This is a genomic window from Pseudomonas sp. DR48 (assembly GCF_019823085.1).
GTDB lineage: Bacteria > Pseudomonadota > Gammaproteobacteria > Pseudomonadales > Pseudomonadaceae > Aquipseudomonas.
This window is the reverse complement of record NZ_CP081946.1, coordinates 1206022-1222294: the sequence shown is the minus strand read 5'-3', so window position 1 is coordinate 1222294 and position 16273 is coordinate 1206022. Positions and strand designations below refer to the sequence as shown.

Sequence of the window (16273 nt, the reverse complement as noted above, 5' to 3'; positions counted from 1 at the left end):
ACCGAAAGTTCGAGAAGGCTCGCAAAACACCGACAGCTATCACATACCCATTCGCTGGAGCGTGACCTCGCAAGAGAGCACGACCTGGCTACCGAATTTCTTGACGACCATAGAGCATTGGAACCACCTGATCCCATCCCGAACTCAGCAGTGAAACGATGCATCGCCGATGGTAGTGTGGGGTTTCCCCATGTGAGAGTAGGTCATCGTCAAGATTAAATTCCGAAACCCCTATCTGCGTATGCAGGTAGGGGTTTTGTTTTGCCCGCAGGAAAATCAGTTCTCCAGGGTTTCTATGCAACGGCTCAGGGCATGGCTATCATGCGGGCCTCATTCTGAGGCGAGACTTGCATGCTGACGTTGTTAAAGCTTCTTAAAGATGGCCGATTCCATTCAGGTCAGGACCTCGGCGTCGCCTTGGGTGTTAGTCGCAGTGCCGTCTGGAAGCAGCTTCAGCATCTCGAGGCTGAGCTTGGATTATCTATCCATAAGGTGCGTGGTCGCGGGTATCAGTTGGCTGCTCCACTGACACTGCTCGATTCGGCCGATATAAAAGCGCACGCGGCCGAATGTGATTGGCCAATACTCATCCTTGATTCGGTTGACTCCACGAATGCCGAGGCGTTGCGTGCTGTTGAGCGTGGCCAGGCTGCACCATTTTTAGTGCTTGCCGAGAGGCAAACTGCAGGTCGGGGTAGGCGTGGACGCAAGTGGGCAAGTCCTTTCGCGGAAAACATCTACTACAGCCTGGTATTGCGCATTGAGGGTGGAATGCGGCAGCTGGAAGGTTTGAGCCTTGTTGTCGGTCTTGCTGTAATGCAAGCGCTACGGGCGCTTGGCGTTTCGGGTGCAGGCCTGAAATGGCCTAACGATGTTTTGGTTGGTCAGAAAAAAATCGCCGGAGTATTGCTCGAGTTAGTGGGTGATCCTGCTGATGTGTGTCATGTGGTGTTAGGTGTCGGAATTAATGTGAATATGCAGATGACCGATGAGGTTGATCAGCAATGGACATCCATGCGGCTTGAGACGGGCAAGGTGTTCAATCGCAATCACCTGGTCGCAGAGTTGGGGGTGATGCTCAGGGCATATTTGAATCGCCATCAGCAGGCCGGTTTTTCAGCGATTCATGCTGAGTGGGAGCAAGGTCATATTTGGCAGGGGCGAGCGGTGTCATTGATTGCCGGCGTGAACCGGATAGATGGTGAGGTGCTGGGTATCGACAGTCGGGGTGCCCTGCGCCTGAAGGTGGATGGTGTGGAAAAAGTCTTTAGTGGTGGCGAGCTCAGTCTGAGGTTGCGTGATGATTCTTGAGCTTGACTGCGGTAACAGTTTTATTAAATGGCGTGTGCTCAGTGCAGATGCCAGGCAGGTGATTGGCGAAGGTATTGTCGACTCCGATCTTGCATTGCTCAAAGGCCTGAAGGGGCTTGAGGGGCTTGCTCTCGCGCATTGTCGACTGGTCAGCGTGAGAACTGCAGAAGAAACCGAAGCCTTGATATCGCTGCTGGAAGGCGCTTTTGGTGTTTCCGTGATGTGCGCCGCGCCGGCTAGAGAGATAGCGGGGGTGCGCAATGGTTATGAGGATTTTGAGCGACTGGGGCTGGATCGCTGGCTTGCGATGCTTGGTGGCTTTCATTTGGCCTCGGGTCCATGTCTTGTGCTCGATTTTGGCACGGCTGTTACAGCTGACTTTATAGATGGGGATGGCGGGCATCTTGGAGGATTTATCTGTCCGGGGATGTCATTGATGCGTAACCAGCTCCGTACACACACGCGGCGGATTCGCTATGGTGATCTTGCCGCCGAGCGCGCGCTGGAAAGTCTCGTTCCTGGTCGTACGACCGTCGAGGCTGTCGAGAGGGGATGCTCACTTATGCTGAGAGGGTTTGTCCTGACTCAGTTGGAGTTGGCAAGTCGTTATTGGGGTGAGAATTATTCTGTGTTTCTCACGGGGGGAGATGCGGGACTGGTCTCCGAGATTGTGCCTGAGGCCAAGGTGGTTCCGGATCTGGTGTTTGTAGGGTTGGCTATGGCGTGTCCCTTGTCCTGAGGTTTCTATGCGTTGGTTGTTTCTGCTGCTGCTCGTACTAAATGTCTTCTATTACATCTGGCACCAACAAGAGGCTCCGCTGCGTGCGAAGGACGTGACGCCTTTGAGCTTGTACAAGGGGGCGCAGCAGGACATTCGACTGCTGAGCGAGGCGAATGATACGACGCGTGAGAAGGCCAAATCAGCGGTTATAGACGGCAGCTGTCTCTATTTAGGAGGTTTTGCTCGCCAGGAAACTGCTCAGCTTGCAGAAAAGCGTTTGGCTGGTATGGATGTAAAGTTTCAGTCCTTGCCGAAAGACTCCGCCGACTCTGCCGGTTATTGGGTGCGGATAGCCCCTGAAAGCCGGCGTTTTCTGGAAGACTCGCAGCTACAAAACCTTTCCAAAGAATTCAATGAGTTAAAACATAAAATAATGCCTTGCGAGGGGGTTGCACCCGCTGAATAGTTTGCATAGAATGGCGCCCGCTTCGCAGTGAAGACCTTTAACGGTAAGCAGTGTGAAACGAGGTCAACGCAGCTAACCTCAGGTTTTTAATGAGAAAATGCTTGACAGAAGGCTGGCATGATATAGAATGCCGGCTCGCTTAGGAGGGGTTCCCGAGCGGCCAAAGGGATCAGACTGTAAATCTGACGTCTACGACTTCGAAGGTTCGAATCCTTCCCCCTCCACCATTTTTAGCGAGAGCTGCAAGCCTCGCGGGTATAGTTTAGTGGTAGAACCTCAGCCTTCCAAGCTGATGATGCGGGTTCGATTCCCGCTACCCGCTCCAAGTTTGCAGGTTTTGCACAGTGTTACGCTCTTGTAGCTCAGTTGGTAGAGCACACCCTTGGTAAGGGTGAGGTCAGCGGTTCAAATCCGCTCAAGAGCTCCATATAACAAGGCAGATATGAAAATATCTGCCTTTGTTTTAATGGTAGCGTTCGCGCCATTGTTGTTTTTTGCAGGGCGATCGAGCGGGTGGTTTTGGTGTTGAAGTCAAAGCTGCTGAGTAAATTGTTGTAATGTCTTTTTCGGGCCGGCATAATGGTCGGCCTGATTTTGTTTTAGGTCAGTAGCTCAATTGGCAGAGCGACGGTCTCCAAAACCGTAGGTTGGGGGTTCGATTCCCTCCTGACCTGCCAGATTCACTTGGTGTGTCTGGCTTTCTTTTCACAGGATCTTCATAGATGACTCCTAAAGCTGAAGTTCAAGGCTCTCGCTTCGATCTGCTCAAGTGGCTTGTGGTAGTCGCTTTGGTGGTTGTTGGCGTTGTCGGTAATCAGTATTACTCTGCTTCGCCGATCCTGTATCGCGTACTTGCATTGCTCGCCATTGCTGCTGTAGCTGCCTTTGTAGGCCTGCAGACAGTCAAGGGCAAGTCTTTCTTTGTACTGGTTAAGGAAGCTCGCACTGAAATTCGTAAAGTCGTATGGCCAACTCGCCAAGAAACCACGCAGACCACGCTGATTGTTGTGGCTGTCGTTCTGGTTATGGCGTTGCTGTTGTGGGGGCTTGATTCCCTGCTCGGCTGGCTTGTTTCCTTGATTGTCGGCTAAGGGTGTCCCGTGGCTAAGCGTTGGTACGTTGTGCATGCTTACTCCGGTTACGAGAAGCATGTAATGCGCTCGTTGGTAGAGCGCGTAAAGCTGGCTGGCATGGAAGATGGCTTTGGCGAAATTCTGGTTCCCACTGAAGAAGTGGTTGAAATGCGTAATGGCCAGAAACGCAAAAGCGAGCGCAAGTTCTTCCCAGGTTACGTGCTGGTTCAGATGGACATGAATGAGGGTACTTGGCACTTGGTCAAGGACACTCCTCGGGTGATGGGTTTCATCGGCGGTACCGCTGATAAGCCTGCGCCGATCACAGATAAAGAGGCAGAAGCGATTCTGCGTCGCGTTGCTGATGGTAGCGACAAGCCGAAGCCCAAGACGTTGTTCGAGCCGGGTGAGTCGGTACGTGTCAATGACGGTCCGTTTGCCGATTTTACCGGTACGGTCGAAGAAGTTAACTACGAAAAGAGCCGGATCCAAGTGGCAGTGCTCATTTTCGGTCGCTCTACTCCGGTAGAGTTAGAGTTCAGTCAGGTCGAAAAGGTCTAGCTGAGCAAGCATCCCAACCCCGCAGCCCTAGGCTGTGGGGTTTTGTCGTCACTGGGATAAACGCGCAAGTAACCGGGGAGCCTTTCGAGGCGTTCGAACCCGTAATTGGAGTGCCTCATGGCCAAGAAAATTACCGCTTACATCAAGCTGCAAGTGAAGGCCGCTCAGGCTAACCCAAGCCCACCTGTTGGTCCTGCTTTGGGTCAGCACGGCGTGAACATCATGGAATTCTGCAAGGCTTTCAACGCCCGTACTCAGGGTATTGAACCAGGTCTGCCGACTCCAGTGATCATCACTGTTTATAGCGACCGTAGCTTCACTTTCGAAACCAAGTCCACGCCTGCTTCGGTTCTGCTGAAGAAGGCTGCTGGTCTGACTAGCGGTTCCGCTCGTCCGAACACCGTTAAGGTTGGCACCGTGACCCGTGCTCAGCTGGAAGAAATCGCGAAAACCAAAAACGCGGATCTGACTGCAGCTGATATGGATGCAGCCGTGCGTACTATCGCCGGTTCTGCTCGTAGCATGGGCCTTAACGTGGAGAGTGTGTAATGGCTAAGTTGACCAAGCGTCAAAAGGCTATCGCCGGCAAAATCGAAGCAGGCAAGTCCTACAATTTTGTAGATGCTGCTGCTCTGCTGGCTGAGCTGTCGACTGTCAAGTTCAGCGAGTCGTTCGACGTTGCTGTGAACCTGGGTGTTGACCCGCGTAAATCTGACCAGGTTGTTCGTAGCGCTACTGTGCTGCCACACGGCACTGGCAAGACCGTTCGCGTTGCAGTGTTCACCCAGGGTCCAGCTGCTGAGGCCGCTCTGGCTGCCGGCGCTGACCGTGTAGGTATGGACGACCTAGCTGCCGAAATGAAAGGCGGCGACCTGAACTATGACGTAGTTATCGCATCCCCGGATGCCATGCGCGTTGTGGGTCAGTTGGGTCAGATCCTCGGTCCTCGCGGCCTGATGCCTAACCCTAAAGTCGGCACCGTAACTCCAGACGTAGCTACCGCGGTTAAAAACGCCAAGGCTGGTCAGGTTCGTTATCGCACCGACAAAAACGGCATCATTCACACCTCCGTTGGCAAAGTCGGCTTTGATGCCGTCAAGCTGAAGGAAAACGTTGAAGCCCTGATCGCTGATCTGAAGCGTATCAAGCCAGCTTCCTCGAAAGGTATTTACGTCAAGCGCGTTACCCTGAGCACCACCATGGGTCCAGGTCTGGTCATCGACCAAGGCTCGCTCGACGCGTAAGACACAGATTGGCGCAAGCAATTGCGCCAGTTGAAAGATTGGGGTCCCTGCCTGGCGGGGGCTATCCAAGACCGTAGGCGACGCAAGTCTTAAACCTCAAGCCTACGCAGATGGTGCTCCCGGTTCCTTACCGAATCAGACACCAAAACGACATCCGGCTCAGGCCAGATGAAACGGTAACAAGCAGGAGTTAAACCCGTGGCAATTAATCTCGAAGACAAGAAGGCCATCGTCGCTGAAGTCAACGAGGCTGCCAAAGTTGCCCTGTCCGCTGTTGTGGCTGATGCCCGCGGTGTGACAGTAGGCGCAATGACCGGACTCCGTAAAGAGGCTCGTGAAGCTGGCGTATACGTACGTGTTGTACGTAACACCCTGCTCAAGCGCGCTGTTGCTGACACTGAATACAGTGTCCTCAACGACGTGTTCACCGGCCCGACTCTGATCGCGTTCTCCAAAGATCATCCAGGCGCTGCTGCCCGTTTGTTCAAGGAATTCGCCAAGAGTCAGGATAAGTTCGAGATCAAGGCAGCTGCGTTCGAGGGCAAGTTCCTCGCAGCTAACCAAATCGACGTACTGGCAACACTGCCGACCCGTAACGAAGCTATTTCTCAGCTGATGAGCGTGATTCAAGGCGCTACCAGCAAGTTGGCTCGTACTCTGGCTGCAGTTCGCGAGCAAAAAGAAGCTGCTGCAGCCTAAGGCTGAGCAACTCCTTTCGCGTATTTTTGTTTATTTCGATGGCCGCGTAGGCCGTCCCCCAATTCAGGAAATACAGTAATGTCTATCTCCCAAGAAGATATCCTCAACGCCGTAGCTGAAATGTCGGTTCTGCAGGTTGTTGAGCTGATCAAAGCTTTCGAAGAAAAATTCGGCGTTTCCGCTGCCGCTGCTTCCGCCGGTCCAGCTGCTGCTGCCGCCGTTGTTGAAGAGCAAACTGAATTCAACGTCATGCTGACCGAAGCTGGCGAGAAGAAAGTTAACGTGATCAAGGCAGTACGTGAACTGACCGGTCTGGGCCTGAAAGAAGCCAAGGCAGTAGTTGACGGCGCTCCTGGCATCGTTCTGGAAGCTGTTTCGAAAGACGCAGCTGACAAAGCAAAAGCCACTCTGGAAGAAGCAGGCGCTAAAGTCGAGCTGAAGTAAGCATCGACTTTGCTCCTCCAGCCCGAGCGTTAAGCGAAAGGCTGATGGCTGGTGGCTCTTGCCACCGGCCTTTTTCCGTTATTGGCAGCCGACTGGGTCGGTGTTGATAGCGAGCTGTAACCACCCGATGCGGTGGCGCAAACCATGGGGTTTGCACGATTTTCTGGCTGCTCCCGTCGGGAGGGGCCAAACAAGCAGGTGACCAAGCTGGGGAACGCTGATGGCTTACTCATATACTGAGAAAAAACGTATCCGCAAGGACTTTAGCAAGTTGCCGGACGTCATGGATGTGCCGTACCTCCTGGCCATCCAGCTGGATTCGTATCGTGAATTCTTGCAAGCGGGAGCGACTAAAGATCAGTTCCGCGACGTGGGCCTGCATGCGGCCTTCAAATCCGTTTTCCCGATCATCAGCTACTCCGGCAATGCTGCGCTGGAGTACGTCGGTTATCGCCTGGGCGAGCCGGCATTTGATGTCAAAGAATGCGTATTGCGCGGTGTAACTTACGCCGTACCTTTGCGGGTAAAAGTGCGCCTGATCATTTTCGACAAAGAATCGTCGAACAAAGCGATCAAGGACATTAAAGAGCAAGAAGTCTACATGGGTGAAATCCCCCTGATGACTGAGAACGGTACCTTCGTAATCAACGGTACCGAGCGTGTAATCGTTTCCCAGCTGCACCGTTCCCCGGGCGTGTTCTTCGACCACGACCGTGGCAAGACGCACAGCTCCGGCAAACTGCTGTACTCCGCGCGCATCATTCCTTACCGCGGTTCGTGGCTGGACTTCGAGTTCGACCCGAAAGACTGCGTATTCGTGCGTATCGACCGTCGTCGCAAGCTGCCTGCATCGGTACTGCTGCGCGCGCTCGGCTATACCACTGAAGAAGTGCTCGACGCGTTCTACACCACCAACGTTTTCCACCTGAGCGGCGAAACCCTCAGTCTGGAACTGATTGCTTCGCGTCTGCGTGGTGAAATCGCTGTACTTGATATTCAGGACGAGAAAGGCAAGGTCATCGTTGAGGCTGGTCGCCGTATTACTGCGCGCCACATCAACCAGATCGAAAAAGCCGGTCTCAAGACCCTGGAAGTGCCTCTGGACTACGTCCTGGGTCGCACTACCGCCAAGGCCATCGTGCATCCGGCAACCGGCGAAATCCTGGCAGAGTGCAACACCGAGCTGAACACCGAGATCCTGGCGAAAATCGCCAAGGCCCAGGTTGTTCGTATCGAAACTCTGTACACCAACGATATCGACTGCGGTCCGTTCGTCTCCGACACCCTGAAGATCGACTCCACCAGCAACCAATTGGAAGCGCTGGTCGAGATCTATCGCATGATGCGTCCAGGCGAGCCGCCAACCAAAGACGCTGCCGAGACTCTGTTCAACAACCTGTTCTTCAGCCCTGAGCGCTATGACCTGTCTGCGGTCGGCCGGATGAAGTTCAACCGTCGTATCGGTCGTACCGAGATCGAAGGTTCGGGCGTGTTGTGCAAAGAAGACATCGTCGCGGTTCTGAAGACTCTGGTCGACATCCGTAACGGCAAAGGCATCGTCGATGACATCGACCACCTGGGTAACCGTCGTGTTCGCTGCGTAGGCGAAATGGCCGAGAACCAGTTCCGCGTTGGCCTGGTACGTGTTGAGCGTGCGGTCAAAGAGCGTCTGTCGATGGCTGAAAGCGAAGGCCTGATGCCGCAAGACCTGATCAACGCCAAGCCAGTGGCTGCGGCGGTGAAAGAGTTCTTCGGTTCCAGCCAGCTTTCCCAGTTCATGGACCAGAACAACCCGCTGTCCGAGATCACCCACAAGCGTCGTGTGTCTGCACTCGGCCCTGGCGGTTTGACTCGTGAGCGTGCCGGCTTTGAAGTCCGTGACGTACACCCGACTCACTACGGTCGTGTATGCCCGATTGAAACGCCGGAAGGTCCGAACATCGGTCTGATCAACTCCCTGGCTGCCTATGCGCGCACCAACCAGTACGGCTTCCTCGAGAGCCCGTACCGTGTGGTGAAAGACGCTCTGGTCACCGACGAGATCGTATTCCTGTCCGCTATCGAAGAAGCTGATCACGTGATCGCTCAGGCTTCGGCCACGATGAACGACAAGAAAGTCCTGATCGACGAGCTGGTAGCTGTTCGTCACTTGAACGAGTTCACCGTCAAGGCGCCGGAAGACGTCACCTTGATGGACGTGTCGCCGAAGCAGGTAGTTTCGGTTGCAGCGTCGCTGATCCCGTTCCTCGAGCACGATGACGCCAACCGTGCGTTGATGGGTTCGAACATGCAGCGTCAAGCTGTACCGACCCTGCGCGCTGACAAGCCGCTGGTCGGTACCGGCATGGAGCGTAACGTAGCCCGTGACTCCGGCGTTTGCGTCGTGGCTCGTCGTGGTGGCGTTATCGATTCCGTCGACGCTAGCCGTATCGTGGTTCGTGTTGCAGATGACGAAGTTGAAACCGGCGAAGCTGGTGTCGACATCTACAACCTGACCAAGTACACCCGCTCCAACCAGAACACTTGCATCAACCAGCGTCCGCTGGTGCGTAAAGGTGATCGGGTTCAGCGCAGCGACATCATGGCTGACGGTCCGTCCACCGATATGGGTGAACTGGCTCTGGGTCAGAACATGCGCATCGCGTTCATGGCATGGAACGGCTTCAACTTCGAAGACTCCATCTGCCTGTCCGAGCGTGTGGTTCAGGAAGATCGTTTCACCACGATCCACATTCAGGAACTGACCTGTGTGGCGCGTGACACCAAGCTTGGGCCAGAGGAAATCACTGCAGACATCCCGAACGTGGGTGAAGCTGCACTGAACAAGCTGGACGAAGCCGGTATCGTTTATGTAGGTGCTGAAGTAGGCGCAGGCGACATTCTGGTAGGTAAGGTCACTCCGAAAGGCGAGACCCAGCTGACTCCAGAAGAAAAACTGCTGCGTGCCATCTTCGGTGAAAAAGCCAGCGACGTTAAAGACACCTCCCTGCGTGTGCCTACCGGCACCAAGGGTACCGTCATCGACGTACAGGTCTTCACCCGCGACGGTGTTGAGCGTGATGCTCGTGCTCTGTCGATCGAGAAGACTCAACTCGACGAGATCCGCAAGGACCTGAACGAAGAGTTCCGTATCGTTGAAGGCGCAACTTTCGAACGTCTGCGTTCCGCTCTGGTCGGCCACAAAGCCGAAGGCGGCGCCGGTCTGAAGAAAGGTCAGGACATCACCGACGAAGTTCTCGACGGTCTTGAGCATGGTCAGTGGTTCAAACTGCGCATGGCTGAAGATGCTCTGAACGAGCAACTCGAGAAGGCCCAGGCCTACATCGTTGATCGCCGCCGTCTGCTGGACGACAAGTTCGAAGACAAGAAGCGCAAACTGCAGCAGGGCGATGACCTGGCTCCAGGCGTGCTGAAAATCGTCAAGGTTTACCTGGCAATCCGTCGCCGCATCCAGCCGGGCGACAAGATGGCCGGTCGTCACGGTAACAAAGGTGTGGTCTCCGTGATCATGCCGGTTGAAGACATGCCGCACGATGCCAATGGCACCCCGGTCGACGTCGTCCTCAACCCGTTGGGCGTACCTTCGCGTATGAACGTTGGTCAGATCCTTGAAACCCACCTCGGCCTCGCGGCTAAAGGTCTGGGCGAGAAGATCAACCGGATGATCGAAGAGCAGCGCAAAGTGGCTGAACTTCGTAAATTCCTCGACGAGATCTACAACCAGATCGGCGGTCGTAACGAAGATCTGGATAGCTTCTCCGACCAGGAAATCCTGGATCTGGCGAAGAACCTGCGTGGCGGTGTTCCAATGGCCACTCCAGTGTTCGACGGCGCGAAGGAAAGCGAAATCAAGGCCATGCTGAAACTGGCAGACCTGCCGGAAAGCGGCCAGATGCAGCTGACTGACGGTCGTACCGGCAACAAGTTCGAGCGCCCGGTTACTGTTGGCTACATGTACATGCTGAAGCTGAACCACTTGGTAGACGACAAGATGCACGCTCGTTCTACCGGTTCGTACAGCCTGGTTACCCAGCAGCCGCTGGGTGGTAAGGCGCAGTTCGGTGGTCAGCGTTTCGGGGAGATGGAGGTCTGGGCACTGGAAGCATACGGTGCTGCTTACACTCTGCAAGAAATGCTCACAGTGAAGTCGGACGATGTGAACGGCCGTACCAAGATGTACAAAAACATCGTGGATGGCGATCACCGTATGGAGCCGGGCATGCCCGAGTCCTTCAACGTGTTGATCAAGGAAATTCGTTCCCTCGGCATCGATATCGATCTGGAAACCGAATAACACGTGACGCGAATCGAGAGCGGGGCAGGATTGCCCGCTCTCTGCTCCGCCAGGAGGAAAGGCCTTGAAAGACCTACTGAATTTGCTGAAAAACCAGGGTCAAGTCGAAGAGTTCGACGCCATCCGTATTGGATTGGCCTCGCCAGAGATGATCCGTTCGTGGTCGTTCGGTGAAGTTAAAAAGCCGGAAACCATTAACTACCGTACGTTCAAACCAGAACGTGACGGCCTGTTCTGCGCCAAGATCTTTGGCCCGGTAAAGGATTACGAGTGCCTGTGCGGTAAGTACAAGCGCTTGAAGCACCGTGGTGTCATCTGCGAGAAGTGCGGCGTTGAAGTCGCGCTGGCTAAAGTTCGTCGTGAGCGCATGGCGCACATCGAGCTGGCCTCGCCAGTTGCCCACATCTGGTTTCTGAAATCGCTGCCGTCGCGTATCGGCTTGCTGATGGACATGACCCTGCGTGATATCGAACGCGTTCTCTACTTCGAGAGCTATGTCGTTATCGATCCAGGCATGACCACCCTTGAAAAAGGTCAGCTGCTCAATGACGAGCAGTACTTCGAAGCGCTGGAAGAGTTCGGCGACGATTTCGATGCCCGTATGGGTGCAGAAGCTGTCCGCGAACTGCTGCACGCTATCGACCTGGAACACGAGATTGGTCGTCTGCGTGAAGAAATTCCGCAAACCAACTCCGAAACCAAAATCAAGAAGCTGTCCAAGCGTCTGAAGTTGATGGAAGCCTTCCAGGGTTCTGGCAACCTTCCAGAATGGATGGTGCTGACCGTTCTGCCGGTTCTGCCGCCAGATCTGCGTCCACTGGTCCCGCTGGATGGTGGTCGCTTCGCGACTTCCGACCTCAACGATCTGTATCGTCGAGTGATCAACCGTAACAACCGTTTGAAGCGCCTGCTTGATCTGTCCGCTCCGGACATCATCGTGCGCAACGAAAAGCGTATGTTGCAGGAAGCCGTCGACGCACTGCTCGACAACGGTCGTCGTGGCCGCGCTATCACCGGTTCCAACAAGCGTCCTCTGAAATCCCTGGCTGACATGATCAAGGGTAAACAAGGTCGTTTCCGTCAGAACTTGCTCGGTAAGCGTGTTGACTACTCCGGTCGTTCGGTAATTACCGTAGGTCCGACCCTGCGTCTGCACCAGTGCGGTCTGCCGAAGAAGATGGCTCTCGAGCTGTTCAAACCGTTCATTTTCGGCAAGCTGGAAATGCGTGGTCTCGCGACCACCATCAAAGCAGCCAAGAAAATGGTTGAGCGCGAACTGCCAGAGGTTTGGGACGTTCTCGCTGAAGTGATCCGTGAACACCCGGTTCTCCTCAACCGTGCACCGACCCTTCACCGTCTGGGTATCCAGGCGTTTGAGCCGGTACTGATCGAAGGTAAGGCTATCCAGCTGCACCCTCTGGTCTGTGCTGCGTACAACGCCGACTTCGACGGCGACCAAATGGCCGTGCACGTACCGCTGACACTGGAAGCCCAGTTGGAAGCGCGTGCGTTGATGATGTCGACCAACAACATTCTGTCGCCAGCCAACGGTGAGCCAATCATCGTTCCGTCGCAGGACGTTGTATTGGGTCTGTACTACATGACTCGTGAAGCGATCAACGCCAAAGGCGAAGGTCGTGTATTCGCGGATCTGCAAGAAGTTGACCGTGTGTTCCGTGCCGGCGAAGCCGCACTGCACGCCAAGGTTAAAGTGCGGATCAACGAAACCGTAAACGATCGTGATGGCGGCAGCGTCAAGAACACCCGTATCGTCGACACCACTGTCGGCCGTGCGCTGTTGTTCCAGGTTGTTCCACCTGGCCTGTCGTACGACGTCGTCAACCAGCCGATGAAGAAAAAGGCGATCTCCAAGCTGATCAACCAGTGCTACCGCGTGGTTGGTTTGAAAGAGACCGTTATCTTCGCTGACCAGTTGATGTACACCGGTTTTGCCTATTCGACCATTTCCGGCGTTTCCATCGGTGTTAACGACTTCGTTATCCCGGATGAAAAAGCCCGCATCATCGGTGCTGCTACCGATGAAGTGAAAGAGATCGAAAGTCAGTACGCCTCCGGCCTGGTAACCCAGGGCGAGAAGTACAACAAAGTGATCGACCTTTGGTCCAAGGCGAACGACGAAGTTTCCAAGGCGATGATGGCCAACCTCTCGAAAGAGAAAGTCATCGACCGTCATGGTGTCGAAGTCGACCAAGAGTCCTTTAACTCGATGTACATGATGGCCGACTCGGGCGCACGGGGTTCTGCTGCGCAGATCCGTCAGCTCGCCGGTATGCGTGGCCTGATGGCCAAGCCGGACGGTTCCATCATCGAAACGCCGATTACTGCGAACTTCCGTGAAGGTTTGAGCGTACTTCAGTACTTCATCTCCACTCACGGTGCTCGTAAAGGTTTGGCGGATACCGCGTTGAAAACTGCGAACTCCGGTTACCTGACTCGTCGTCTGGTAGACGTGGCGCAGGATCTGGTTGTGACCGAGATCGATTGCGGCACCGAACATGGCCTGGTAATGACTCCGCACATTGAAGGCGGTGACGTTGTTGAGCCGTTGGGTGAGCGCGTATTGGGTCGTGTCATTGCCCGTGACGTGTTCAGGCCGGGTACCGAAGAAATCATCGTTCCTGCCGGTACTCTGGTAGACGAGAAGTGGGTCGAGTTCATCGAGCTGAACAGCATCGACGAAGTGATCGTGCGTTCGCCGATCAGCTGCGAAACCCGCTACGGTATTTGCGCCAAGTGCTACGGCCGTGACTTGGCTCGTGGTCACCAGGTGAACATCGGTGAAGCGGTCGGCGTTATCGCCGCCCAGTCCATCGGTGAGCCGGGTACCCAGCTGACCATGCGTACGTTCCACATCGGTGGTGCGGCAAGCCGGACCTCCGCAGCCGACAGCGTTCAGGTGAAGAATGGCGGTACCGTCCGTCTGCATAACCTGAAGCACGTTGAGCGAGTGGATGGTTGCCTGGTTGCCGTGTCTCGTTCCGGTGAGCTGGCAATCGCTGATGACTTCGGTCGTGAGCGTGAGCGTTACAAGCTGCCGTACGGTGCTGTGATTTCGGTTAAAGAAGGTGACAAGGTCGACGCTGGCGCAATCGTGGCCAAGTGGGATCCGCACACTCACCCAATCGTTACCGAAATGAAAGGTACCGTGACCTACGTGGGCATGGAAGAAGGCATCACGATCAAGCGTCAGACTGACGAATTGACCGGTATGACCAACATTGAAGTACTCGACGCCAAAGACCGTCCAGCTGCCGGTAAAGATATCCGTCCTGCTGTGAAGATGGTTGATGACAACGGCAAGGATCTCTTGCTGCCGGGTACTGACGTAATTGCTCAGTACTTCCTGCCTGCCAACGCCCTGGTCGGCGTGGCGGACGGTGCGAAAATCGCGATCGGTGATGTTATCGCTCGTATTCCGCAAGAGACTTCGAAGACCCGTGACATCACCGGTGGTCTGCCGCGTGTTGCCGACTTGTTCGAAGCTCGTCGTCCGAAAGAAGCCTCGATTCTGGCTGAAGTCAGCGGCACCATCGCGTTCGGTAAAGAGACCAAAGGCAAGCGCCGTCTGGTTATCACCCCGAACGACGGTAGCGATCCGTACGAAGAGCTGATTCCGAAGTGGCGTCACCTGAACGTCTTCGAAGGCGAACAGGTAAACCGCGGCGAAGTTATCTCCGACGGTCCGAGCGATCCACACGACATCCTGCGTCTGCTGGGTGTAAGTGCGCTGGCCAAGTACATCGTGAACGAGATCCAGGACGTTTATCGTCTGCAAGGCGTGAAGATCAACGATAAGCACATCGAGACCATCTTGCGTCAGATGCTGCGTAAAGTTGAAATCGCTGAATCCGGCGATTCCAGTTTCATCAAGGGCGACCAGATGGAATTGACTCACGTTCTGGTAGAGAACGAGCGTCTGGCTGGCGACGAGAAATTCGTTTCCAAGTTCACTCGTGTATTGCTGGGTATCACCAAGGCGTCGTTGTCCACCGAATCGTTCATCTCGGCGGCTTCCTTCCAGGAAACCACTCGTGTACTGACCGAAGCGGCGGTAACCGGCAAGCGCGATTATCTGCGCGGCCTGAAAGAAAACGTGGTCGTGGGTCGTTTGATCCCGGCCGGTACCGGTCTGGCTTATCACAGCGAGCGCAAGCGTCGCCGTGATGCTGACAAACCGTTGCGCGTAAGCGCCAGTGAAGTGGAAGCTGCACTGACCGAAGCGCTGAACTCGAGCGGTAACTGAGTTCTGCGGTAAATGAGTGTGAGGCCCTGATCATTCCGTTCATCGAATCGCGACAATTTGTCGAGGTTGGATGAGCGGGGAGTTCGGGGCCTTGCCTTGACTGGGGACAAGATCCTCTTTAGACTCTTGTACCCCTAAATTTGGCGGGAATTCGTTCCTGCCATTTTGCTTTTCTTGCAAGACAATAGCGTCGCAAGACAACAGTGGAGCTAGTAGATGGCAACTATCAACCAGCTGGTACGTCAGCCGCGTAAGCGTATCGTCGAGAAATCCGACGTGCCTGCGCTGCAGAACTGCCCGCAACGTCGTGGCGTATGCACCCGTGTGTATACCACCACGCCGAAAAAACCTAACTCGGCACTGCGTAAAGTATGCCGTGTGCGTCTGACCAACGGTTTCGAGGTTTCCTCGTACATCGGCGGTGAAGGCCACAACCTGCAAGAGCACAGCGTGGTACTGATCCGCGGCGGTCGTGTAAAAGACTTGCCAGGTGTTCGTTACCACACCGTACGCGGTTCTTTGGATACTTCCGGCGTTAAAGGTCGTAACCAGGGTCGTTCGAAGTACGGTACCAAGAAGCCTAAGTAGTAGCGGCTTTTTGTAAAAACTGATTTTCTATTTTTCTGAGTCGATAAGAGTAAGGTCGGAGGCGTCCCGAAAGGGCACCGATTCCGAGCGAACCTGAAGACCGTTTGAGGGCTTATCCATGCCAAGAAGACGCGTAGCAGCCAAGCGCGAAGTGCTTGACGATCCAAAGTACGGAAGCCAAATCCTGGCCAAGTTCATGAACCACGTGATGGAAAGCGGCAAGAAAGCCGTTGCCGAGCGTATCGTTTATGGCGCGCTGGAAAAGGTTAAAGAACGCAAGAACAGCGACCCCCTGGAAATCTTCGAGAAAGCTCTCGACGCCATCGCTCCGCTGGTCGAAGTAAAGTCGCGCCGTGTAGGCGGTGCTACTTACCAGGTTCCGGTTGAAGTTCGTCCGTCCCGTCGTAACGCTCTGGCAATGCGCTGGTTGGTAGACTTCGCCCGCAAGCGCGGCGAGAAGTCTATGGCTCTGCGTTTGGCTGGCGAACTGTTGGACGCTGCCGAAGGTAAAGGTGCTGCAGTTAAGAAGCGTGAAGACGTGCACCGTATGGCTGAAGCCAACAAGGCTTTCTCGCACTACCGCTTCTAATTTTAGCGTCACTAATTTT

General features: G+C 54.8%; 13 protein-coding genes, 4 tRNA genes and 1 rRNA gene. All 18 read left to right on the top strand.

Translation table 11 applies throughout. The annotated features are described in order from the left end of the window. Window positions 1-99 precede the first annotated feature (99 nt). A 5S ribosomal RNA gene (gene rrf, locus K5K95_RS05680) occupies window positions 100-215 on the top strand. Window positions 216-351: 136 nt separating this feature from the next. Further along, window positions 352-1311, top strand: coding sequence for a bifunctional biotin--[acetyl-CoA-carboxylase] ligase/biotin operon repressor BirA (gene birA, locus K5K95_RS05675; RefSeq protein ID WP_222588675.1), 960 nt, complete (start codon window positions 352-354; stop codon window positions 1309-1311). Further along, window positions 1301-2050 carry a pantothenate kinase gene (locus K5K95_RS05670; RefSeq protein ID WP_222588674.1) on the top strand — a complete coding sequence of 250 codons (750 nt, stop codon included), beginning with the start codon at window positions 1301-1303 and terminating at the stop codon, window positions 2048-2050. Before birA ends, K5K95_RS05670 begins: the two co-directional genes overlap by 11 nt. A gap of 7 nt (window positions 2051-2057) precedes the next feature. Next, window positions 2058-2498, top strand: coding sequence for a hypothetical protein (locus K5K95_RS05665; RefSeq protein WP_222588673.1), 441 nt, complete (start codon window positions 2058-2060; stop codon window positions 2496-2498). Window positions 2499-2640: 142 nt separating this feature from the next. Further along, window positions 2641-2725: transfer RNA gene (locus K5K95_RS05660), tRNA-Tyr, on the top strand. A gap of 24 nt (window positions 2726-2749) precedes the next feature. Continuing rightward, a tRNA-Gly gene (locus K5K95_RS05655) sits at window positions 2750-2823 on the top strand. Window positions 2824-2849: 26 nt separating this feature from the next. After that, a tRNA-Thr gene (locus K5K95_RS05650) sits at window positions 2850-2925 on the top strand. A 174-nt stretch (window positions 2926-3099) separates the two neighbouring features. Next, window positions 3100-3175: transfer RNA gene (locus K5K95_RS05645), tRNA-Trp, on the top strand. A 45-nt stretch (window positions 3176-3220) separates the two neighbouring features. Beyond that, a complete protein-coding gene (gene secE / locus K5K95_RS05640; protein WP_090179217.1) occupies window positions 3221-3589 on the top strand; it encodes a preprotein translocase subunit SecE in 369 nt (122 codons plus the stop codon). Window positions 3590-3598: 9 nt separating this feature from the next. Continuing rightward, complete coding sequence (gene nusG, locus K5K95_RS05635; protein ID WP_007896622.1) at window positions 3599-4132, top strand: transcription termination/antitermination protein NusG; 534 nt, start codon at window positions 3599-3601, stop codon at window positions 4130-4132. A 117-nt stretch (window positions 4133-4249) separates the two neighbouring features. Then, window positions 4250-4681: a 50S ribosomal protein L11 gene (gene rplK / locus K5K95_RS05630; RefSeq protein WP_222588672.1), complete on the top strand. Its 432-nt coding sequence runs from the start codon at window positions 4250-4252 to the stop codon at window positions 4679-4681. Next, window positions 4681-5376: a 50S ribosomal protein L1 gene (gene rplA, locus K5K95_RS05625; protein WP_007896626.1), complete on the top strand. Its 696-nt coding sequence runs from the start codon at window positions 4681-4683 to the stop codon at window positions 5374-5376. The genes rplK and rplA overlap by 1 nt, the downstream gene beginning before the upstream one ends. Before the next feature lie 198 nt (window positions 5377-5574). After that, window positions 5575-6075 carry a 50S ribosomal protein L10 gene (gene rplJ / locus K5K95_RS05620; protein WP_025215759.1) on the top strand — a complete coding sequence of 167 codons (501 nt, stop codon included), beginning with the start codon at window positions 5575-5577 and terminating at the stop codon, window positions 6073-6075. 78 nt (window positions 6076-6153) lie between these two features. Next, a complete protein-coding gene (gene rplL, locus K5K95_RS05615; protein WP_123404361.1) occupies window positions 6154-6519 on the top strand; it encodes a 50S ribosomal protein L7/L12 in 366 nt (121 codons plus the stop codon). 220 nt (window positions 6520-6739) lie between these two features. Continuing rightward, window positions 6740-10813, top strand: a complete 4074-nt coding sequence (gene rpoB, locus K5K95_RS05610) for a DNA-directed RNA polymerase subunit beta (protein WP_010467260.1) — start codon at window positions 6740-6742, stop codon at window positions 10811-10813. Between the two features lie 64 nt (window positions 10814-10877). Next, the gene (rpoC, locus tag K5K95_RS05605; protein WP_222588671.1) at window positions 10878-15077 is read left to right on the top strand and encodes a DNA-directed RNA polymerase subunit beta'; all 4200 of its coding nucleotides are present in this window, start codon (window positions 10878-10880) and stop codon (window positions 15075-15077) included. 216 nt (window positions 15078-15293) lie between these two features. Continuing rightward, window positions 15294-15665 (top strand): 30S ribosomal protein S12, encoded by a 372-nt coding sequence (gene rpsL / locus K5K95_RS05600; protein ID WP_002555494.1) that lies wholly within the window; start codon window positions 15294-15296, stop codon window positions 15663-15665. A 118-nt stretch (window positions 15666-15783) separates the two neighbouring features. Next, window positions 15784-16254 (top strand): 30S ribosomal protein S7, encoded by a 471-nt coding sequence (rpsG, locus tag K5K95_RS05595; RefSeq protein ID WP_002555493.1) that lies wholly within the window; start codon window positions 15784-15786, stop codon window positions 16252-16254. Window positions 16255-16273: the final 19 nt, after the last annotated feature.

Excerpts from the sequence above, each read along its gene's own strand:
- rplK (WP_222588672.1), top strand. The coding sequence starts at position 4,250 with ATGGCCAAGAAAATTACCGCTTACATCAAGCTGCAAGTGAAGGCCGCT.
- K5K95_RS05670 (WP_222588674.1), top strand. The coding sequence starts at position 1,301 with ATGATTCTTGAGCTTGACTGCGGTAACAGTTTTATTAAATGGCGTGTG.
- birA (WP_222588675.1), top strand. The coding sequence starts at position 352 with ATGCTGACGTTGTTAAAGCTTCTTAAAGATGGCCGATTCCATTCAGGT.
- rplA (WP_007896626.1), top strand. The coding sequence starts at position 4,681 with ATGGCTAAGTTGACCAAGCGTCAAAAGGCTATCGCCGGCAAAATCGAA.
- rplL (WP_123404361.1), top strand. The coding sequence starts at position 6,154 with ATGTCTATCTCCCAAGAAGATATCCTCAACGCCGTAGCTGAAATGTCG.
- rpoB (WP_010467260.1), top strand. The coding sequence starts at position 6,740 with ATGGCTTACTCATATACTGAGAAAAAACGTATCCGCAAGGACTTTAGC.
- rpsG (WP_002555493.1), top strand. The coding sequence starts at position 15,784 with ATGCCAAGAAGACGCGTAGCAGCCAAGCGCGAAGTGCTTGACGATCCA.
- K5K95_RS05665 (WP_222588673.1), top strand. The coding sequence starts at position 2,058 with ATGCGTTGGTTGTTTCTGCTGCTGCTCGTACTAAATGTCTTCTATTAC.
- secE (WP_090179217.1), top strand. The coding sequence starts at position 3,221 with ATGACTCCTAAAGCTGAAGTTCAAGGCTCTCGCTTCGATCTGCTCAAG.
- rpsL (WP_002555494.1), top strand. The coding sequence starts at position 15,294 with ATGGCAACTATCAACCAGCTGGTACGTCAGCCGCGTAAGCGTATCGTC.